We start from the raw sequence: 16,285 nt of genomic DNA, 5'->3' as shown, positions 1-16,285 counted from the left end.
AAGCAGTGCGCAAAATAAGGAATAAAAAACCGGGCATAAAGCCCGGTGTGGGAAAACAAAAAAACTTCCGTGAGTTAAATTAGTCACCTGGGCAGCGCAGGCAGCGTTCAGCCTCATCGGTACCCAACCTTAACTTGGACTGTAAATCACGCAGCGCAGTACGCAAGCCTTCTTCAATGACTGGGTGATAAAATGGCATATCCAGCATTTGATTGATGGTCATCTGTTGTTGATGTGCCCAAGCTAACAGATGTGCGATATGTTCGGCACTCGGCCCCATCATCTCGGCGCCGAGGAAACGGCCGGTTCCCTGTTCGCCATAAACGCGCAAAATACCTTTGTTTTTCAGCATGACACGCGAGCGCCCCTGATTTTCAAAAGAGACTTCACCGATTTCAAAACAACCACATGCACTGAATTTTTGTGATAACTCACGGAAGGTTGAGCCTACCATCGCAATTTGTGGGTCAGAGAAAACAACCGAGATAGGGCTGCGACGTAAGCCGGGAACCACTTCAGGGAATCCACCTGCATTCACTCCGGCGATACGGGCTTGATCGCTAGCCTCATGCAGTAATGGTAATTGGTTACTGGCATCACCGGCGATAAAGATATGTGGCACGCTGGTTTGCAGGGTAAGTCGATCAGCTTGCGGAACCCCTCGTTCGTCCAGAATGAGGGACGTATTTTCCAGACCCAGTTTATCCACATTAGGGCGACGACCAGTGGCAGCTAACACGTAATCAACCATGGTCTCTTGCGGTTTACCGGTTTTATCCAGATAGCGGATAAAGACTTTATCCCCCTCACGCTGCATGACTTCCACTTTCACGTCTGGGTCAAGATAGAACTCTTCACCCAAGGTTTTCGCGGCGTAATTACGTACAATGCTGTCAGTCAGTGGGCCAACACCACCACCGACACCGAACATTTTTACTTGAACGCCCAGCCGGTGCAGTGCCTGACCGAGTTCCAGACCAATAACACCAGGTCCGAATACCGCAACAGATTCGGGTAGGTCATCCCAGCTAAACACATCATCATTAACTATCAGTCGGTCACCCAGCTCATCCCAGGCTGTGGGCCAGGTTGGGCGGGAGCCAGTCGCAATCACGATACGCTGCGCAACAATACGCGTATGATCATCAACTTGTAGCGTATTATCATCAATGAAACGGGCATAGCCTTGAATTTTGTCCGCAGCTGGAATGTTATCTACACCCTCCAGCACAAAACCAACAAACCGGTCGCGCTCACGTTTAACACGACTCATCACTTCACGGCCATTAATCAGAATATCGCCTTGCGGGTGAATACCAAATTTAGGCGCTTTTTCAATATGATGTACGGCTTCGGCTGCTGCAATCAGCAGTTTGGATGGCATGCAACCAACGCGTGCACAGGTGGTACCGTATTCGCCACCTTCAATCATCACCACACTTGGGGTTGACAGTTTGGCAGCGCGATAAGCGCCAAGTCCGGCAGTGCCGCCGCCAATTACGGCGACATCAACGTTTAAGGTTTTCATGTCTGCTCCTAACATAAAAAGGGTAGGCCGAAGCCTACCAAGTATACCCTTCGTATTTGAAGCTACAGGGTTGCTGGCTACATTTGTTACTCGGCCCATCCTTGGGCCTCGCCTCTGCGAGGCCGCTGCCAGCAGCGTTCAAATCTGCTCCCGGCAGATTTGTCACCCGAATCACTTACTGGTCTTGACCTTAAAAATAAGTAAGCTCATCGAGATGAGTTCACTTGCCGCCTACCTGTAACTCCAATGACTTTGGGTATTCACATTATCTTCACTCTATTAATATTATTAAGCAGATAAGTAATTTTCCAAATCATCACTGCCACCAATATGACGGCCACCGATAAATACTTGTGGCACAGTTCCACGACCAGTGACAGCACGCAAGCTGACGGTTGTCGCATCTTTACCCAGCACGATCTCCTCATACTGAATCCCGCGTTCTTGCAGCATTTGTTTCGCTTTGGCACAGAATGGGCAGCCCGGTTTGGTAAAGACAGATACCGACTCCTGTACTTTAAAGTCGGGTGCCAGATATTTCAGCATGGTATCGGCATCGGACACTTCAAACGGGTCACCCGGCTTATTTGGCTCCACAAACATTTTCTCAACCACACCGTTACGCACCAGCATCGAGTAACGCCATGAACGTGGACCGAAGCCCAGACCAGCTTTCTCAACCAGCATGTTCATGTCCTTGGTGAATTCGCCGTTACCATCTGGAACGAAAGTAATATTTTCAGCATGCTGATCAGCTTTCCAGGCATTCATCACGAAGGTATCGTTGACTGATACGCACAGAATGCTATCAACACCGTGCTGTTTAAACACAGCGGCCAGTTCGTTATAGCGTGGCAGATGGCTGGAAGAACAAGTCGGGGTAAATGCACCCGGTAGTGAAAATACAATCACTGTTTTATTGCTGAACAAATCGTCAGTGGTTACATCAACCCACTGGTCCCCCTGACGGGTATGGAAAGTTACTTGTGGGATTTTTTTACCTTCTTGGCTAGTAAACATCTGTAACTCCTTAATTAAAAAATAAAATATTTAAATTTTTATGAATATCTTTTCGTTGGGGCACATTATTCATTTTATCACTTGATAGATCTAATCACTGATTGCTATCTTATCTATCGTCAATGGCTATCATAAAGCGGAGCACAGATGAATATTCGTGATTTAGAATACTTGGTGGCGCTGGCTGAATTCAGGCATTTCCGGCGTGCTGCCGACTCTTGCCATGTCAGCCAACCCACATTAAGTGGTCAGATTCGTAAGCTGGAAGATGAGTTGGGCGTGATGTTGCTGGAGCGCACTAGCCGTAAGGTCTTGTTTACGCAGGCTGGGCTGTTGCTAGTGGAACAAGCCAGAACTATATTGCGAGAAGTAAAGGTACTGAAAGAGATGGCCAGCTTGCAGGGCGAAAGCATGTCCGGTCCACTGCATATCGGCCTGATACCTACTGTCGGGCCTTATTTGTTGCCGCAAATCATTCCCATGTTGCATAAGGCATTCCCGAAATTGGAAATGTATCTGCATGAAGCACAAACCCAGAATCTTCTGGCTCAGTTGGACAGTGGCAAGCTGGACTGTGCCATTCTGGCACTGGTCAAAGAGACCGAAGCTTTTATCGAAGTTCCGCTATTTGATGAGCCGATGAGCCTGGCTATTTATGCCGATCATCCATGGGCCGATCGTGACAGAGTGCAAATGCATGAGCTGGCGGGTGAGAAATTATTGATGTTGGAAGATGGCCACTGCCTGCGCGATCAGGCGATGGGCTTCTGTTTCCAGGCCGGTGCAGAGGAAGACACCCATTTCCGCGCCACCAGTTTGGAAACTCTGCGTAATATGGTGGCTGCGGGGAGCGGCATTACTTTGCTGCCGTCGTTGGCGGTACCGAATGAGCGCAAGCGTGATGGCGTATGCTATCTGGAGTGCTACAAGCCTGTGCCTAAACGCACTATCGCGTTGGTGTACCGCCCCGGTTCCCCACTGCGTGGCCGCTATGAGCAACTGGCCGAGGCGATACGTGAACACATGCAACCGCGTATGAATCCAGATGTTATAAAGGAAAAGCTAGAACAGGCGGTTTAAACCGTTCAGTGCTGCCACACGATAGGCTTCAGCCATCGTCGGATAGTTGAAGGTTGTATTAACGAAATATTCGATAGTATTACCTTCTCCTTTCTGTTCCATAATCGCCTGTCCGATGTGGATAATTTCCGCTGCACGTTCGCCAAAGCAATGAATACCCAAGATCTGCTTGGTTTCTCGATGGAACAGGATTTTTAAGCTACCGGTATCCATCCCGACGATTTGCGCGCGCGCCAGATGTTTAAATTGCGCCCGGCCGACCTCGTAGGGCACTTTCATCGCGGTCAAATCTTGCTCGGTTTTCCCAACCGAACTGATTTCCGGGATGGTGTAAATACCCGTCGGAATATCCTCGATCAAATGAACGTTGGCTTCGCCTTTGATCATTGCTTGTGCCGCGATACGCCCCTGATCATAGGCCGCAGAGGCCAGACTCGGGTAACCAATCACATCACCCACCGCATACACATGGGGCAGCGCTGTCTGGTACATGCTATTGACCTTCAGCAGACCACGGCTATCAGCTTCCAGGCCGATGTTTTCCAACCCTAAACCGCCGGTATTACCGGTACGACCATTGGCATACAACAAGCAGTCTGCTTTGACCTTTTTACCTGATTTCAGATGGACAATAACCCCATCAAGGGTTCCCTCAATTTGCTCAAACTCTTCGTTGTGACGGATAACGACACCGTTATTCCAGAAGTGGTAAGAGAGGGCATCTGACATTTCCTGATCAAGGAAGGCCAGTAGGCGGTCGCGGGTATTGATTAAATCAACTTTGACGCTCAAACCACGGAAGATTGAAGCATATTCACAACCAATAACCCCTGCGCCATAGATAATGACGTGCTGAGGTTCATGGCTGAGCTGTAAAATGGTATCGCTGTCGTAAATCCGTTCATGGCTAAAATCAACATTCGCCGGGCGATAGGGGCGTGAACCTGTAGCAATCACAATGTTATCAGCGCGTAGTGTATCGTTGGTGCCATCGGCATAACGCACATTGATAGTATTGGCATCAATAAAGCTGGCATCGCCTGAAAACATATGGCAGTGATTGCGATCGTAAAAACCCTGACGCATACGTGTCTGTTGATTAATAACACGATCAGCATGGTTTAAAATATCAGCGAAAGAAGAACTGATGGTTCGGGCATTGTCGCTGTAGAGTGGATTTTGGTTGAATTCGATAATACGGCTAACGGCGTGGCGCAAAGCTTTGGAAGGGATAGTGCCCCAATGGGTACATCCACCGCCCACATTATTATACCGTTCAATTACGGCAACACGGGCACCTTGCTTGACCAACCCCATAGCGGCACCTTCACCGCCAGGACCCGAGCCAATAACAATGGCATCAAAATGGAAGTGCTGTTGCATGTAGGAGAGACCTATTCTTATACAAAATTACAACGATACATTAACATCATCCCAACCAGATACCCAATAGATTTCAAGATGCAGCCAACACATCTGTAAATTGAAAGATGACAGGTATAAATCAATCAACCATGGGTAAATCACCGTGATGTGTGTTGTAAAGCGGCAATTCAGTATTGGGATGATACGTTTGTATAACGGTTGTTACTATAAAGTTTGGTATATTGCTGACTATATATCTTAGATTGAGAATTTGGATATCCCTTGGGCACGATTATGGGCGTCAGAGCACAACAAAAAGAGCGGACTCGTCGTTCCCTTATCGAAGCGGCGTTCAGCCAACTGAGCGCTGAGCGGAGTTTCGCCAGCCTTAGCTTGCGGGAAGTCTCTCGCGAAGCTGGTATCGCACCGACTTCTTTCTACCGGCATTTTCGCGATGTCGACGAACTTGGCCTGACAATGGTCGATGAAAGCGGCCTGATGTTGCGCCAACTGATGCGTCAGGCTCGCCAGCGGATTGCCAAGGGCGGCAGTGTTATCCGTACCTCCGTATCTACATTTATGGAATTTATCGGTAATAACCCGAATGCATTTCGCTTATTGCTGCGCGAGCGTTCCGGCACGTCCGCCGCATTTCGTGCCGCAGTGGCTCGTGAAATTCAGCATTTTATTGCTGAGCTGGCAGATTACCTCGAATTGGAAAACCACATGCCACGCAGCTTCACTGAAGCTCAGGCTGAGGCCATGGTCACAATTGTCTTCAGTGCTGGTGCAGAAGTGCTGGACGTGGATATTGAACAACGGCGACAGTTAGAGGAACGCTTGGTCTTACAACTGCGGATGATCTCCAAGGGCGCTTATTATTGGTATCGCCGCGAGCAGGAAAAACTCGCCGTATCTCGCACTTAATAAGGTAAGGAAAATGATGGAACAGTCTCGCCGTGAAATCGGCACCCTGCTGCTGGCGTTGATTACTGGCCTGGCAATAAATGGTTCATTTAACACGTTATTCAGCGCGTTTGTGCCTTTTTCAGTTTTTCCGCTGCTAACGTTAATATTAGCCGTATATTGTTTGCATCAGCGCTACCTCAATTTCGCCATGCCACATGGCTTGCCAGTACTGGCCTCCGCGTGTTTCCTGCTCGGGATTTTGCTGTATAGCGCGATTGTTCGGGTTGAGCATCCGGCAATTGGTTCTAATTTCGTTCCTTCTATTCTCTGTGTCGTGTTGGTGTTCTGGATCTTGTTTAAGCTAAAAGCACGTAAGTTGGTGCAATCAGAATCTGAGCCAGATAATTCGGATAACCAGCAGCCGCAATAACCTGAAAGCGATATGTTTTAAAACGAAAAAGGGCAACATCGCGTTGCCCTTTTACTTATCTATTGCCTGTCAGCCGCGCTTTTCCAGCAATACCCCACACTCCATATGATGGGTGTAGGGGAACTGATCGAACAGTGCTAATCGGCTGATTTTATGTGTCTGTTGTAACTGTTCCAGATTGGCGCACAGCGTTTCAGGGTTACAGGAGATATAAAGGATACGCGGATAACCTTGTACCAGCTTGACTGTCTCGCTATCCAGCCCGCTGCGCGGGGGATCGACAAAAATGGTCTCGCAGTTATAACTGCTCAGATCAATACCCTTCAAACGGTTAAACTCGCGTACACCTTGCATTGCCTGGGTAAACTCTTCAGCCGACATGCGGATAATTTGCACGTTATCGATATTATTTGCCGCGATATTGTATTGTGCTGCTGCCACTGAGGGTTTAGCGATTTCTGTTGCCAACACCCGTGCAAAATTGCGTGCTAGCGCCAACGAGAAATTACCATTACCGCAATACAACTCCAATAAATCACCGCTGGCGTTTTTAGTGGCATCAATCGCCCATTCCAGCATATGAATATTCACTGCTGCATTCGGTTGGGTGAAACTATTCTCCACCTGACGATAAATCATTTCACGCCCAGCAACCGGTAACACTTCATCGATATAGTCGTGATCTAGCATGATTTTAGTTTTCGATGCCCGGCCAATCAGTTGCAGATCAAAACCTTGTTCGCGTAGCTTTTCACGCAATTCCAGCGCCTTCTGCTGCCACTCTTCATCTAATTGACGGTGATACAGCAAAGAGGCGATCAATTTACCGCTTAGGGTAGATAAGTAATCAATCTGGAACAGTTTACGCCGCAAAATCGGTTCGGCCCTGATGGCCGTCATCAGCGCACTCATCAGACGATTGATCAACAAACTTGCCACCGGGAACTGTTCAACACGGATACGCTGTTTGGTCTGCTGGTCAAACATGATGTGGTACAAGTCATCTTCATCGTGCCAAACGCGAAACTCGGCTCTCATGCGGTAATGCTCTGCCGGAGAACGGAATATTTCCGCAGCAGGTGCCTGAAACGGCAACATCATCGTCTGAAGACGGGCAGATTTTTCCGCCAGTTGTTGGTCGTAACTGTCTGTTGGCAGGATGTCGGGAGTCATGTTTCTTCTCGTCTGGCCATTATAAAAGAGAGGTATTGCTGCGGATTGTAGGGAAAGTGGGAGTGATGTCCAGTTTTGTTGTGTTTATTCCCTATAACGAGGATGGAAGTCTAGACATCTATTTTACTTGATCGTAGCATTGCGGTCCGGCCTCATGCTGTTACTTAAACACCTACGAGTTAAAAGGGAATCCGGTGTAAATCCGGAGCTGACGCGCAGCGGTAAGGGGAAGTTACGGCGATAGGTTTCAACCAGACACTGTCCGCAAGGGCGGGAAGTCATCGCCAGCTCTATTTCACGGTATTAATTCATTTAAGTAATGAAGAAGACGTGACATCAGAGATCCCAAGCCCGAAGACCTGCCGGTATTACGTCGCAATATGCGTGGTCGTCGCGAACTATCGGCCATGGCACTGCGGCATCCGCCAATTGAGTTTGGATGCTTGTATTCATGACAATTAAAAAATATACGCTGATCACAGCCCTTTCTGTGACGGCATTTTCTGGATGGGCCCAGGACAGCACCACAACAGGTAATAAAGACGAAATGGTGGTTACCGCCAACCGTTTCAAACAGCCAGTTTCCACGGTATTGGCACCCACCGATGTAGTAACGCGTGATGATATCGACCGCTGGCAGGCAAAAAGCCTCAATGAAGTGATGCGCCGGCTACCTGGCGTGGATATTGCCCAAACCGGGGGGCTAGGCCAAGGCTCTTCTATGTATATCCGTGGTACCGAAGCCCGCCATGTATTAGTGCTGATCGATGGCATTCCTCTGGCGCGAACCGGTATCATCAATAGTGTCGACTTTAATCAAATACCTCTCTCTCTGGTGCAACGTGTTGAATATATTCGCGGGCCTCGCTCTGCCGTATATGGCTCTGGGGCGATTGGTGGTGTAATTAACGTGATTACACAGTCAGACCAGGAAGGTGGGCAGATTAATGCCGGGGTTGGTTCTAAAGGTTACCAGCAATATGACGGCAGCGTTCGCCAACGTTTTGGTGATACTTTAGCGACGATAGCGGGCGGCTATCAAACCACGAACGGTTTTAACATTAAACCCGACTCACCTAATCCAGTGGATAGCGATCGGGATGGTTTTCGTAATAAAAATTTTTGGGTAGGGCTAGAGCATCAGTTCAACCAAGATATATCCGGTTTCGTCAGAGGTTATGGTTACACCAACAATACTGATTACGATGTTGGCAGTATTTCTTCCCCTGCTTACAGTGGCGATGAGGAGCGATTATATAACCATACTTATGACGCAGGGCTACGTTATGCTGCGGGGGCTTTCTCCTCTCAATTAATCGGTAGCTATCAGAAATACAAAGATTATAACTACAGCAGCCAATATGGGCGTTATGGCGAGGCGACTACGCTGGACGATATGGATCAGCGTAACGTGCAATGGGGTAATACATACAGTTTTGAGAGTGCAACGCTGAGTGCTGGCGTTGACTGGCAGCAACAGCGTTTGACCTCATCGAGTACCACTATCTCTGATACATATAAGCGGGATAATACCGGTTTGTATCTTAGCGGGCAGCAGAAGATAGGTAGTGTGACGCTGGAAGCCTCGGGCCGTGAAGATAAAGATGAGCAGTTTGGCTGGCATGAGACCTGGCAAACCGCCGCAGGTTGGGAATTTATCCCCGATTATCGTGCGACATTATCCTATGGAACAGGATTTTTGGCCCCGTCACTGGGTCAGCAGTATGGTTCGCAGCGCTTTGATATCATATCAAACAGTGATTTGAAACCTGAGGAGTCCCGCCAATGGGAGGCAGGTCTGGAAGGATTGACTGGCCCACTTGATTGGCGTTTGTCTGCTTATCGCTACAAAATTGAAAACCTGATCGATTACTTCTCCGACCCAAATACATACAAAGGGCAGTATTACAATGTTGATTCGGCAACGATAAAAGGGGTTGAATGGACAGGTAGCGTCGATACCGGCATTTTCAATCACCAGATCACATTGCAATATATGGATCCGCGTAATGATAAGAATAATGAAGTTTTAGCCCGTCGTTCTAAACAGCAAGCCAAGTATCAATTAGATTGGACAATGTTCAATCTGGATATGGACGTTTCTTATCAGTACTACGGTAAACGCTATGACAATAGCACCTCAGCCTATAGCTCGACTCAACGTGAATTACCGAGTTATAGCACGGTAGATGTTTCAGCGAGTTATCCGGTTACTTCTCATCTTACAGTTCGTGGTAGAATTGCTAACCTGTTTGATAAAGATTACGAAACGGCTTATGGCTATAAAACCGCTGGACGAGAGTATTACCTCACCGGAAGCTATAACTTCTAAGGCTGATACTGCCCCTCGCCCGACAGCACTGATTTTTGACTCAGGTGTTGGCGGGCTATCTGTCTATCAAGAGATTCGGCAGTTGTTGCCGGATCTCCACTATATATATGCTTTCGACAATGTCGCTTTCCCTTATGGGGAGAAGTCCGGTGAGTTTATCGTTGAACGCGTTCTGGAAATTGTCACTGCGGTGCAGCAGCGCCATCCGCTGGCAATCGTCGTCATTGCCTGTAACACCGCCAGCACAGTAGTACTTCCTGCTTTACGTGAACGCTTTGCATTCCCTGTGGTTGGGGTTGTTCCTGCTATCAAACCGGCGGTGCGATTAACCCGCAATGGTGTTGTTGGCTTATTGGCTACCCGTGGCACGGTACATGCTTCTTATACACGAGACTTGATTGAGCGCTTTGCTACCGATTGCAAAATTGAATTGCTGGGTTCATCTGAGCTGGTGGAACTGGCAGAGTCCAAGTTGCATGGTGGTGCTGTACCTATCGAAACATTAAAGAAAATCCTCCACCCATGGTTGGCAATGCGTGAGCCGCCGGACACCATTGTATTGGGGTGCACTCATTTCCCTCTATTAGTAGAAGAGTTGGCGCAAGTGTTGCCTGAAGGTACTCGCATGGTCGATTCCGGTGCCGCAATTGCTCGTCGCACTGCCTGGCTCATCTCTTCTCAAGAAAATGTAGTTTCTTCTCAGGAAGATAATATTGCTTACTGCCTGGCGTTGAATGCAGATACTGACGTTTTATTACCCGTTTTGCAGGGTTATGGCTTCCCGGTGCTGCAAAAACTGCCAATTTAAAGGCGTTTTGACTAAAGATTCAGCGGTTGAAAAGTTTTTTCAAATTAGGGGTTGCAGGCTGGCAGGAACTCCCTATAATGCGCCTCCACTGACCGGGAACAACGAAACATACTTCGCCGGGTCAGGAAGCGAAAAGAATGATTTTGACTTCGAAAGAAACCAAAGAAACTCTTGACTCTTCAGCGGGAAAGCGTATTATCTGCCTCCCGCGTTACCGTAAGATTCGCCGAAAGGCAAACGGGTAACGAACGCTCTTTAACAATTTATCAGACAATCTGTGTGGGCACTCGCAAGACGATATCGAAGCCTGTTTCGGCAGGCAGAAGAAATATCAAAGTCTTGAAGAGTGACCAAAGCAGTACACATTTGAACTTCGGTTCGAATGCATATTTGCAGAAAGTAATCTTTGAGCATCGCTGCTTTTATTAGCAGCAAATCAAACAAATCTTAAATTGAAGAGTTTGATCATGGCTCAGATTGAACGCTGGCGGCAGGCCTAACACATGCAAGTCGAGCGGCAGCGGGAAGTAGTTTACTACTTTGCCGGCGAGCGGCGGACGGGTGAGTAATGTCTGGGAAACTGCCTGATGGAGGGGGATAACTACTGGAAACGGTAGCTAATACCGCATGACCTCGCAAGAGCAAAGTGGGGGACCTTAGGGCCTCACGCCATCGGATGTGCCCAGATGGGATTAGCTAGTAGGTGGGGTAATGGCTCACCTAGGCGACGATCCCTAGCTGGTCTGAGAGGATGACCAGCCACACTGGAACTGAGACACGGTCCAGACTCCTACGGGAGGCAGCAGTGGGGAATATTGCACAATGGGCGCAAGCCTGATGCAGCCATGCCGCGTGTGTGAAGAAGGCCTTCGGGTTGTAAAGCACTTTCAGCGAGGAGGAAGGCAATCGTGTTAATAGCACGGTTGATTGACGTTACTCGCAGAAGAAGCACCGGCTAACTCCGTGCCAGCAGCCGCGGTAATACGGAGGGTGCAAGCGTTAATCGGAATTACTGGGCGTAAAGCGCACGCAGGCGGTTTGTTAAGTCAGATGTGAAATCCCCGCGCTTAACGTGGGAACTGCATTTGAAACTGGCAAGCTAGAGTCTTGTAGAGGGGGGTAGAATTCCAGGTGTAGCGGTGAAATGCGTAGAGATCTGGAGGAATACCGGTGGCGAAGGCGGCCCCCTGGACAAAGACTGACGCTCAGGTGCGAAAGCGTGGGGAGCAAACAGGATTAGATACCCTGGTAGTCCACGCTGTAAACGATGTCGACTTGGAGGTTGTGCCCTTGAGGCGTGGCTTCCGGAGCTAACGCGTTAAGTCGACCGCCTGGGGAGTACGGCCGCAAGGTTAAAACTCAAATGAATTGACGGGGGCCCGCACAAGCGGTGGAGCATGTGGTTTAATTCGATGCAACGCGAAGAACCTTACCTACTCTTGACATCCACAGAACTTAGCAGAGATGCTTCGGTGCCTTCGGGAACTGTGAGACAGGTGCTGCATGGCTGTCGTCAGCTCGTGTTGTGAAATGTTGGGTTAAGTCCCGCAACGAGCGCAACCCTTATCCTTTGTTGCCAGCACGTAATGGTGGGAACTCAAGGGAGACTGCCGGTGATAAACCGGAGGAAGGTGGGGATGACGTCAAGTCATCATGGCCCTTACGAGTAGGGCTACACACGTGCTACAATGGCAGATACAAAGTGAAGCGAACTCGCGAGAGCAAGCGGACCACATAAAGTCTGTCGTAGTCCGGATTGGAGTCTGCAACTCGACTCCATGAAGTCGGAATCGCTAGTAATCGTAGATCAGAATGCTACGGTGAATACGTTCCCGGGCCTTGTACACACCGCCCGTCACACCATGGGAGTGGGTTGCAAAAGAAGTAGGTAGCTTAACCTTCGGGAGGGCGCTTACCACTTTGTGATTCATGACTGGGGTGAAGTCGTAACAAGGTAACCGTAGGGGAACCTGCGGTTGGATCACCTCCTTACCTAACGATACGCATTGCGCAGTGTCCACACAGATTGTCTGATAGAAAGTAACGAGCAAATAAGGCCGGACTGAGAGATTAGTCGGGCTTTAGTACCTTGTTGGGTCTGTAGCTCAGGTGGTTAGAGCGCACCCCTGATAAGGGTGAGGTCGGTGGTTCAAGTCCACTCAGACCCACCAACTCATCCTCATAGTGCGTTACAGACACACTCGTTTATACCCATAAACGTCCCGTGACTGCGCCTTGTCTGAGAATGAGTTATGCCGATAAGGTATTTTGCTTTTTATATGGGGCTATAGCTCAGCTGGGAGAGCGCCTGCCTTGCACGCAGGAGGTCAGCGGTTCGATCCCGCTTAGCTCCACCATATAAAAAAACTATTTCAAAACGTACTGCGGTCGTAAGGCACAGTGTGTTGTGAAATATTGCTCTTTAACAATCTGGAACAAGCTGAAAATTGAAACAATACAGCTGAAACTTATCTCTCCGTAGAATGACTGAGGTAAGGATTAACCTGTATTAGAGTCTCTCAAATAATCGCAATGCCAATGTGCATTCTGATGAAGAGAGTCGCGTGAGCTAAGTGAAGGCAAGGCGTACGGCACAGAGGAAGCGGAGTGAACTTCATGTTCATGAGCATTCCGAGTACCGCACAACGCTGTATTCACGACGCGCAACCGACTTGAACATAAGAAACACCTTTGGGTTGTGAGGTTAAGCGACTAAGCGTACACGGTGGATGCCTAGGCAGTCAGAGGCGATGAAGGGCGTGCTAATCTGCGAAAAGCGTCGGTAAGCTGATATGAAGCGTTACAACCGACGATACCCGAATGGGGAAACCCAGTGCAATTCGTTGCACTATTGCATGGTGAATACATAGCCATGCAAGGCGAACCGGGGGAACTGAAACATCTAAGTACCCCGAGGAAAAGAAATCAACCGAGATTCCCCCAGTAGCGGCGAGCGAACGGGGAAGAGCCCAGAGTCTGAATCAGTTTGTGTGTTAGTGGAAGCGTCTGGAAAGTCGCACGGTACAGGGTGATAGTCCCGTACACCAAAACACACTTGCTGTGAACTCGATGAGTAGGGCGGGACACGTGACATCCTGTCTGAATATGGGGGGACCATCCTCCAAGGCTAAATACTCCTGACTGACCGATAGTGAACCAGTACCGTGAGGGAAAGGCGAAAAGAACCCCGGCGAGGGGAGTGAAATAGAACCTGAAACCGTGTACGTACAAGCAGTGGGAGCCTACTTTGTTGGGTGACTGCGTACCTTTTGTATAATGGGTCAGCGACTTATATTTTGTAGCAAGGTTAACCGAATAGGGGAGCCGTAGGGAAACCGAGTCTTAACTGGGCGTCTAGTTGCAAGGTATAGACCCGAAACCCGGTGATCTAGCCATGGGCAGGTTGAAGGTTGGGTAACACTAACTGGAGGACCGAACCGACTAATGTTGAAAAATTAGCGGATGACTTGTGGCTGGGGGTGAAAGGCCAATCAAACCGGGAGATAGCTGGTTCTCCCCGAAAGCTATTTAGGTAGCGCCTCGTGAACTCATCTTCGGGGGTAGAGCACTGTTTCGGCTAGGGGGTCATCCCGACTTACCAAACCGATGCAAACTCCGAATACCGAAGAATGTTATCACGGGAGACACACGGCGGGTGCTAACGTCCGTCGTGAAGAGGGAAACAACCCAGACCGCCAGCTAAGGTCCCAAAGTCATGGTTAAGTGGGAAACGATGTGGGAAGGCATAGACAGCCAGGATGTTGGCTTAGAAGCAGCCATCATTTAAAGAAAGCGTAATAGCTCACTGGTCGAGTCGGCCTGCGCGGAAGATGTAACGGGGCTAAACCATGCACCGAAGCTGCGGCAGCGACACTTAGGTGTTGTTGGGTAGGGGAGCGTTCTGTAAGCCGTTGAAGGTGACCTGTGAGGGTTGCTGGAGGTATCAGAAGTGCGAATGCTGACATAAGTAACGATAATGCGGGTGAAAAACCCGCACGCCGGAAGACCAAGGGTTCCTGTCCAACGTTAATCGGGGCAGGGTGAGTCGACCCCTAAGGCGAGGCTGAAAAGCGTAGTCGATGGGAAACAGGTTAATATTCCTGTACTTGGTGTTACTGCGAAGGGGGGACGGAGAAGGCTAGGCTAGCCGGGCGACGGTTGTCCCGGTTTAAGCATGTAGGCGGAGCGACTTGGTAAATCCGGTTGCTTATCAACGCTGAGGTGTGATGACGAGCCACTACGGTGGTGAAGTAGTTGATGCCAAGCTTCCAGGAAAAGCCTCTAAGCATCAGGTAACATTAAATCGTACCCCAAACCGACACAGGTGGTCAGGTAGAGAATACTCAGGCGCTTGAGAGAACTCGGGTGAAGGAACTAGGCAAAATGGTGCCGTAACTTCGGGAGAAGGCACGCTGGCATTAGGTAAAGAGACTTGCTCTCGGCGCCGAAGCCAGTCGCAGATACCAGCTGGCTGCAACTGTTTAATAAAAACACAGCACTGTGCAAACACGAAAGTGGACGTATACGGTGTGACGCCTGCCCGGTGCTGGAAGGTTAATTGATGGGGTCAGCCGCAAGGCGAAGCTCTTGATCGAAGCCCCAGTAAACGGCGGCCGTAACTATAACGGTCCTAAGGTAGCGAAATTCCTTGTCGGGTAAGTTCCGACCTGCACGAATGGCGTAATGATGGCCAGGCTGTCTCCACCCGAGACTCAGTGAAATTGAACTCGCTGTGAAGATGCAGTGTACCCGCGGCAAGACGGAAAGACCCCGTGAACCTTTACTATAGCTTGACACTGAACATTGAGCCTTGATGTGTAGGATAGGTGGGAGGCATCGAAGTGTGGACGCCAGTCTGCATGGAGCCAACCTTGAAATACCACCCTTTAATGTTTGATGTTCTAACTCGGCCCCGTGATCCGGGGTGAGGACAGTGTCTGGTGGGTAGTTTGACTGGGGCGGTCTCCTCCCAAAGAGTAACGGAGGAGCACGAAGGTTAGCTAATCACGGTCGGACATCGTGAGGTTAGTGCAAAGGCATAAGCTAGCTTGACTGCGAGAGTGACGGCTCGAGCAGGTACGAAAGTAGGTCTTAGTGATCCGGTGGTTCTGAATGGAAGGGCCATCGCTCAACGGATAAAAGGTACTCCGGGGATAACAGGCTGATACCGCCCAAGAGTTCATATCGACGGCGGTGTTTGGCACCTCGATGTCGGCTCATCACATCCTGGGGCTGAAGTAGGTCCCAAGGGTATGGCTGTTCGCCATTTAAAGTGGTACGCGAGCTGGGTTTAGAACGTCGTGAGACAGTTCGGTCCCTATCTGCCGTGGGCGTTGGAAGATTGAGAGGGGCTGCTCCTAGTACGAGAGGACCGGAGTGGACGAATCACTGGTGTTCGGGTTGTCATGCCAATGGCATTGCCCGGTAGCTAAATTCGGAAGAGATAACCGCTGAAAGCATCTAAGCGGGAAACTTGCCTCGAGATGAGTCTTCCCTGGGGCTTTAAGCCCCCTGAAGGAACGTTAAAGACTATGACGTTGATAGGCTGGGTGTGTAAGTGCAGCGATGCATTGAGCTAACCAGTACTAATGATCCGTGAGGCTTAACCTTACAACACCAAAGGTGTTTTAGATTGAGAGA

9 protein-coding genes, 2 tRNA genes, 2 rRNA genes and 1 riboswitch are annotated in these 16,285 nt (G+C 49.4%); of the genes, 9 read left to right on the top strand and 4 right to left on the bottom strand.

All coding sequences use genetic code 11. The annotated features are described in order from the left end of the window. Window positions 1-79: 79 nt before the first annotated feature. Together ACWJJO_RS21910 and ACWJJO_RS21905 are read right to left on the bottom strand one after the other, a co-directional pair. Window positions 80-1,528, bottom strand: coding sequence for a dihydrolipoyl dehydrogenase (locus ACWJJO_RS21910; RefSeq protein ID WP_420073480.1), 1,449 nt, complete (start codon window positions 1,526-1,528; stop codon window positions 80-82). A gap of 288 nt (window positions 1,529-1,816) precedes the next feature. After that, window positions 1,817-2,548 (bottom strand): glutathione peroxidase, encoded by a 732-nt coding sequence (locus tag ACWJJO_RS21905; protein WP_481091519.1) that lies wholly within the window; start codon window positions 2,546-2,548, stop codon window positions 1,817-1,819. Between the two features lie 147 nt (window positions 2,549-2,695). On the opposite strand from ACWJJO_RS21905, the gene oxyR reads away from it, so the two are divergent. Next, window positions 2,696-3,628 carry a DNA-binding transcriptional regulator OxyR gene (gene oxyR / locus ACWJJO_RS21900; protein ID WP_083161818.1) on the top strand — a complete coding sequence of 311 codons (933 nt, stop codon included), beginning with the start codon at window positions 2,696-2,698 and terminating at the stop codon, window positions 3,626-3,628. Here the strand turns inward: oxyR and sthA are convergent. Continuing rightward, window positions 3,611-5,011 (bottom strand): Si-specific NAD(P)(+) transhydrogenase, encoded by a 1,401-nt coding sequence (gene sthA, locus ACWJJO_RS21895; protein ID WP_083161820.1) that lies wholly within the window; start codon window positions 5,009-5,011, stop codon window positions 3,611-3,613. The two genes, oxyR and sthA, sit on opposite strands and share 18 nt — an antisense overlap. 276 nt (window positions 5,012-5,287) lie before the next feature. Here sthA and fabR point away from each other — a divergent pair, with 276 nt between their 5' ends. After that, window positions 5,288-5,920 (top strand): HTH-type transcriptional repressor FabR, encoded by a 633-nt coding sequence (gene fabR / locus ACWJJO_RS21890; protein WP_005192099.1) that lies wholly within the window; start codon window positions 5,288-5,290, stop codon window positions 5,918-5,920. Between the two features lie 13 nt (window positions 5,921-5,933). Continuing rightward, complete coding sequence (locus tag ACWJJO_RS21885) at window positions 5,934-6,332, top strand: YijD family membrane protein (RefSeq protein ID WP_083161822.1); 399 nt, start codon at window positions 5,934-5,936, stop codon at window positions 6,330-6,332. 69 nt (window positions 6,333-6,401) lie between these two features. Here the strand turns inward: ACWJJO_RS21885 and trmA are convergent, their stop codons facing one another. Beyond that, window positions 6,402-7,505 carry a tRNA (uridine(54)-C5)-methyltransferase TrmA gene (gene trmA, locus ACWJJO_RS21880; protein WP_442821378.1) on the bottom strand — a complete coding sequence of 368 codons (1,104 nt, stop codon included), beginning with the start codon at window positions 7,503-7,505 and terminating at the stop codon, window positions 6,402-6,404. Between the two features lie 130 nt (window positions 7,506-7,635). Then, window positions 7,636-7,886: riboswitch (cobalamin riboswitch) on the top strand. Window positions 7,887-7,956: 70 nt separating this feature from the next. Between trmA and btuB the strand changes: the two genes are divergently transcribed. The 6 genes from btuB to ACWJJO_RS21850 all read left to right on the top strand — a co-directional run bounded on the left by btuB (window position 7,957) and on the right by ACWJJO_RS21850 (window position 16,255). Further along, the gene (gene btuB / locus ACWJJO_RS21875; RefSeq protein WP_481091518.1) at window positions 7,957-9,837 is read left to right on the top strand and encodes a TonB-dependent vitamin B12 receptor BtuB; all 1,881 of its coding nucleotides are present in this window, start codon (window positions 7,957-7,959) and stop codon (window positions 9,835-9,837) included. Beyond that, on the top strand, window positions 9,782-10,645 hold the full coding sequence (gene murI, locus ACWJJO_RS21870) for a glutamate racemase (RefSeq protein WP_481091517.1): 864 nt from the start codon (window positions 9,782-9,784) through the stop codon (window positions 10,643-10,645). Before btuB ends, murI begins: the two co-directional genes overlap by 56 nt. 449 nt (window positions 10,646-11,094) lie before the next feature. Then, window positions 11,095-12,637: ribosomal RNA gene (locus tag ACWJJO_RS21865) — 16S ribosomal RNA — on the top strand. A gap of 102 nt (window positions 12,638-12,739) precedes the next feature. After that, window positions 12,740-12,816, top strand: a tRNA-Ile gene (locus ACWJJO_RS21860). Between the two features lie 110 nt (window positions 12,817-12,926). Further along, window positions 12,927-13,002 (top strand) — tRNA-Ala (locus ACWJJO_RS21855). 345 nt (window positions 13,003-13,347) lie between these two features. Next, window positions 13,348-16,255: ribosomal RNA gene (locus ACWJJO_RS21850) — 23S ribosomal RNA — on the top strand. Together the 16S and 23S rRNA genes with 2 tRNA genes alongside form the textbook arrangement of a ribosomal RNA operon. Window positions 16,256-16,285: the final 30 nt, after the last annotated feature.

It is taken from the genome of Yersinia antarctica (assembly GCF_056636475.1).
This window is presented reverse-complemented; position numbering and strand designations above follow the sequence as displayed.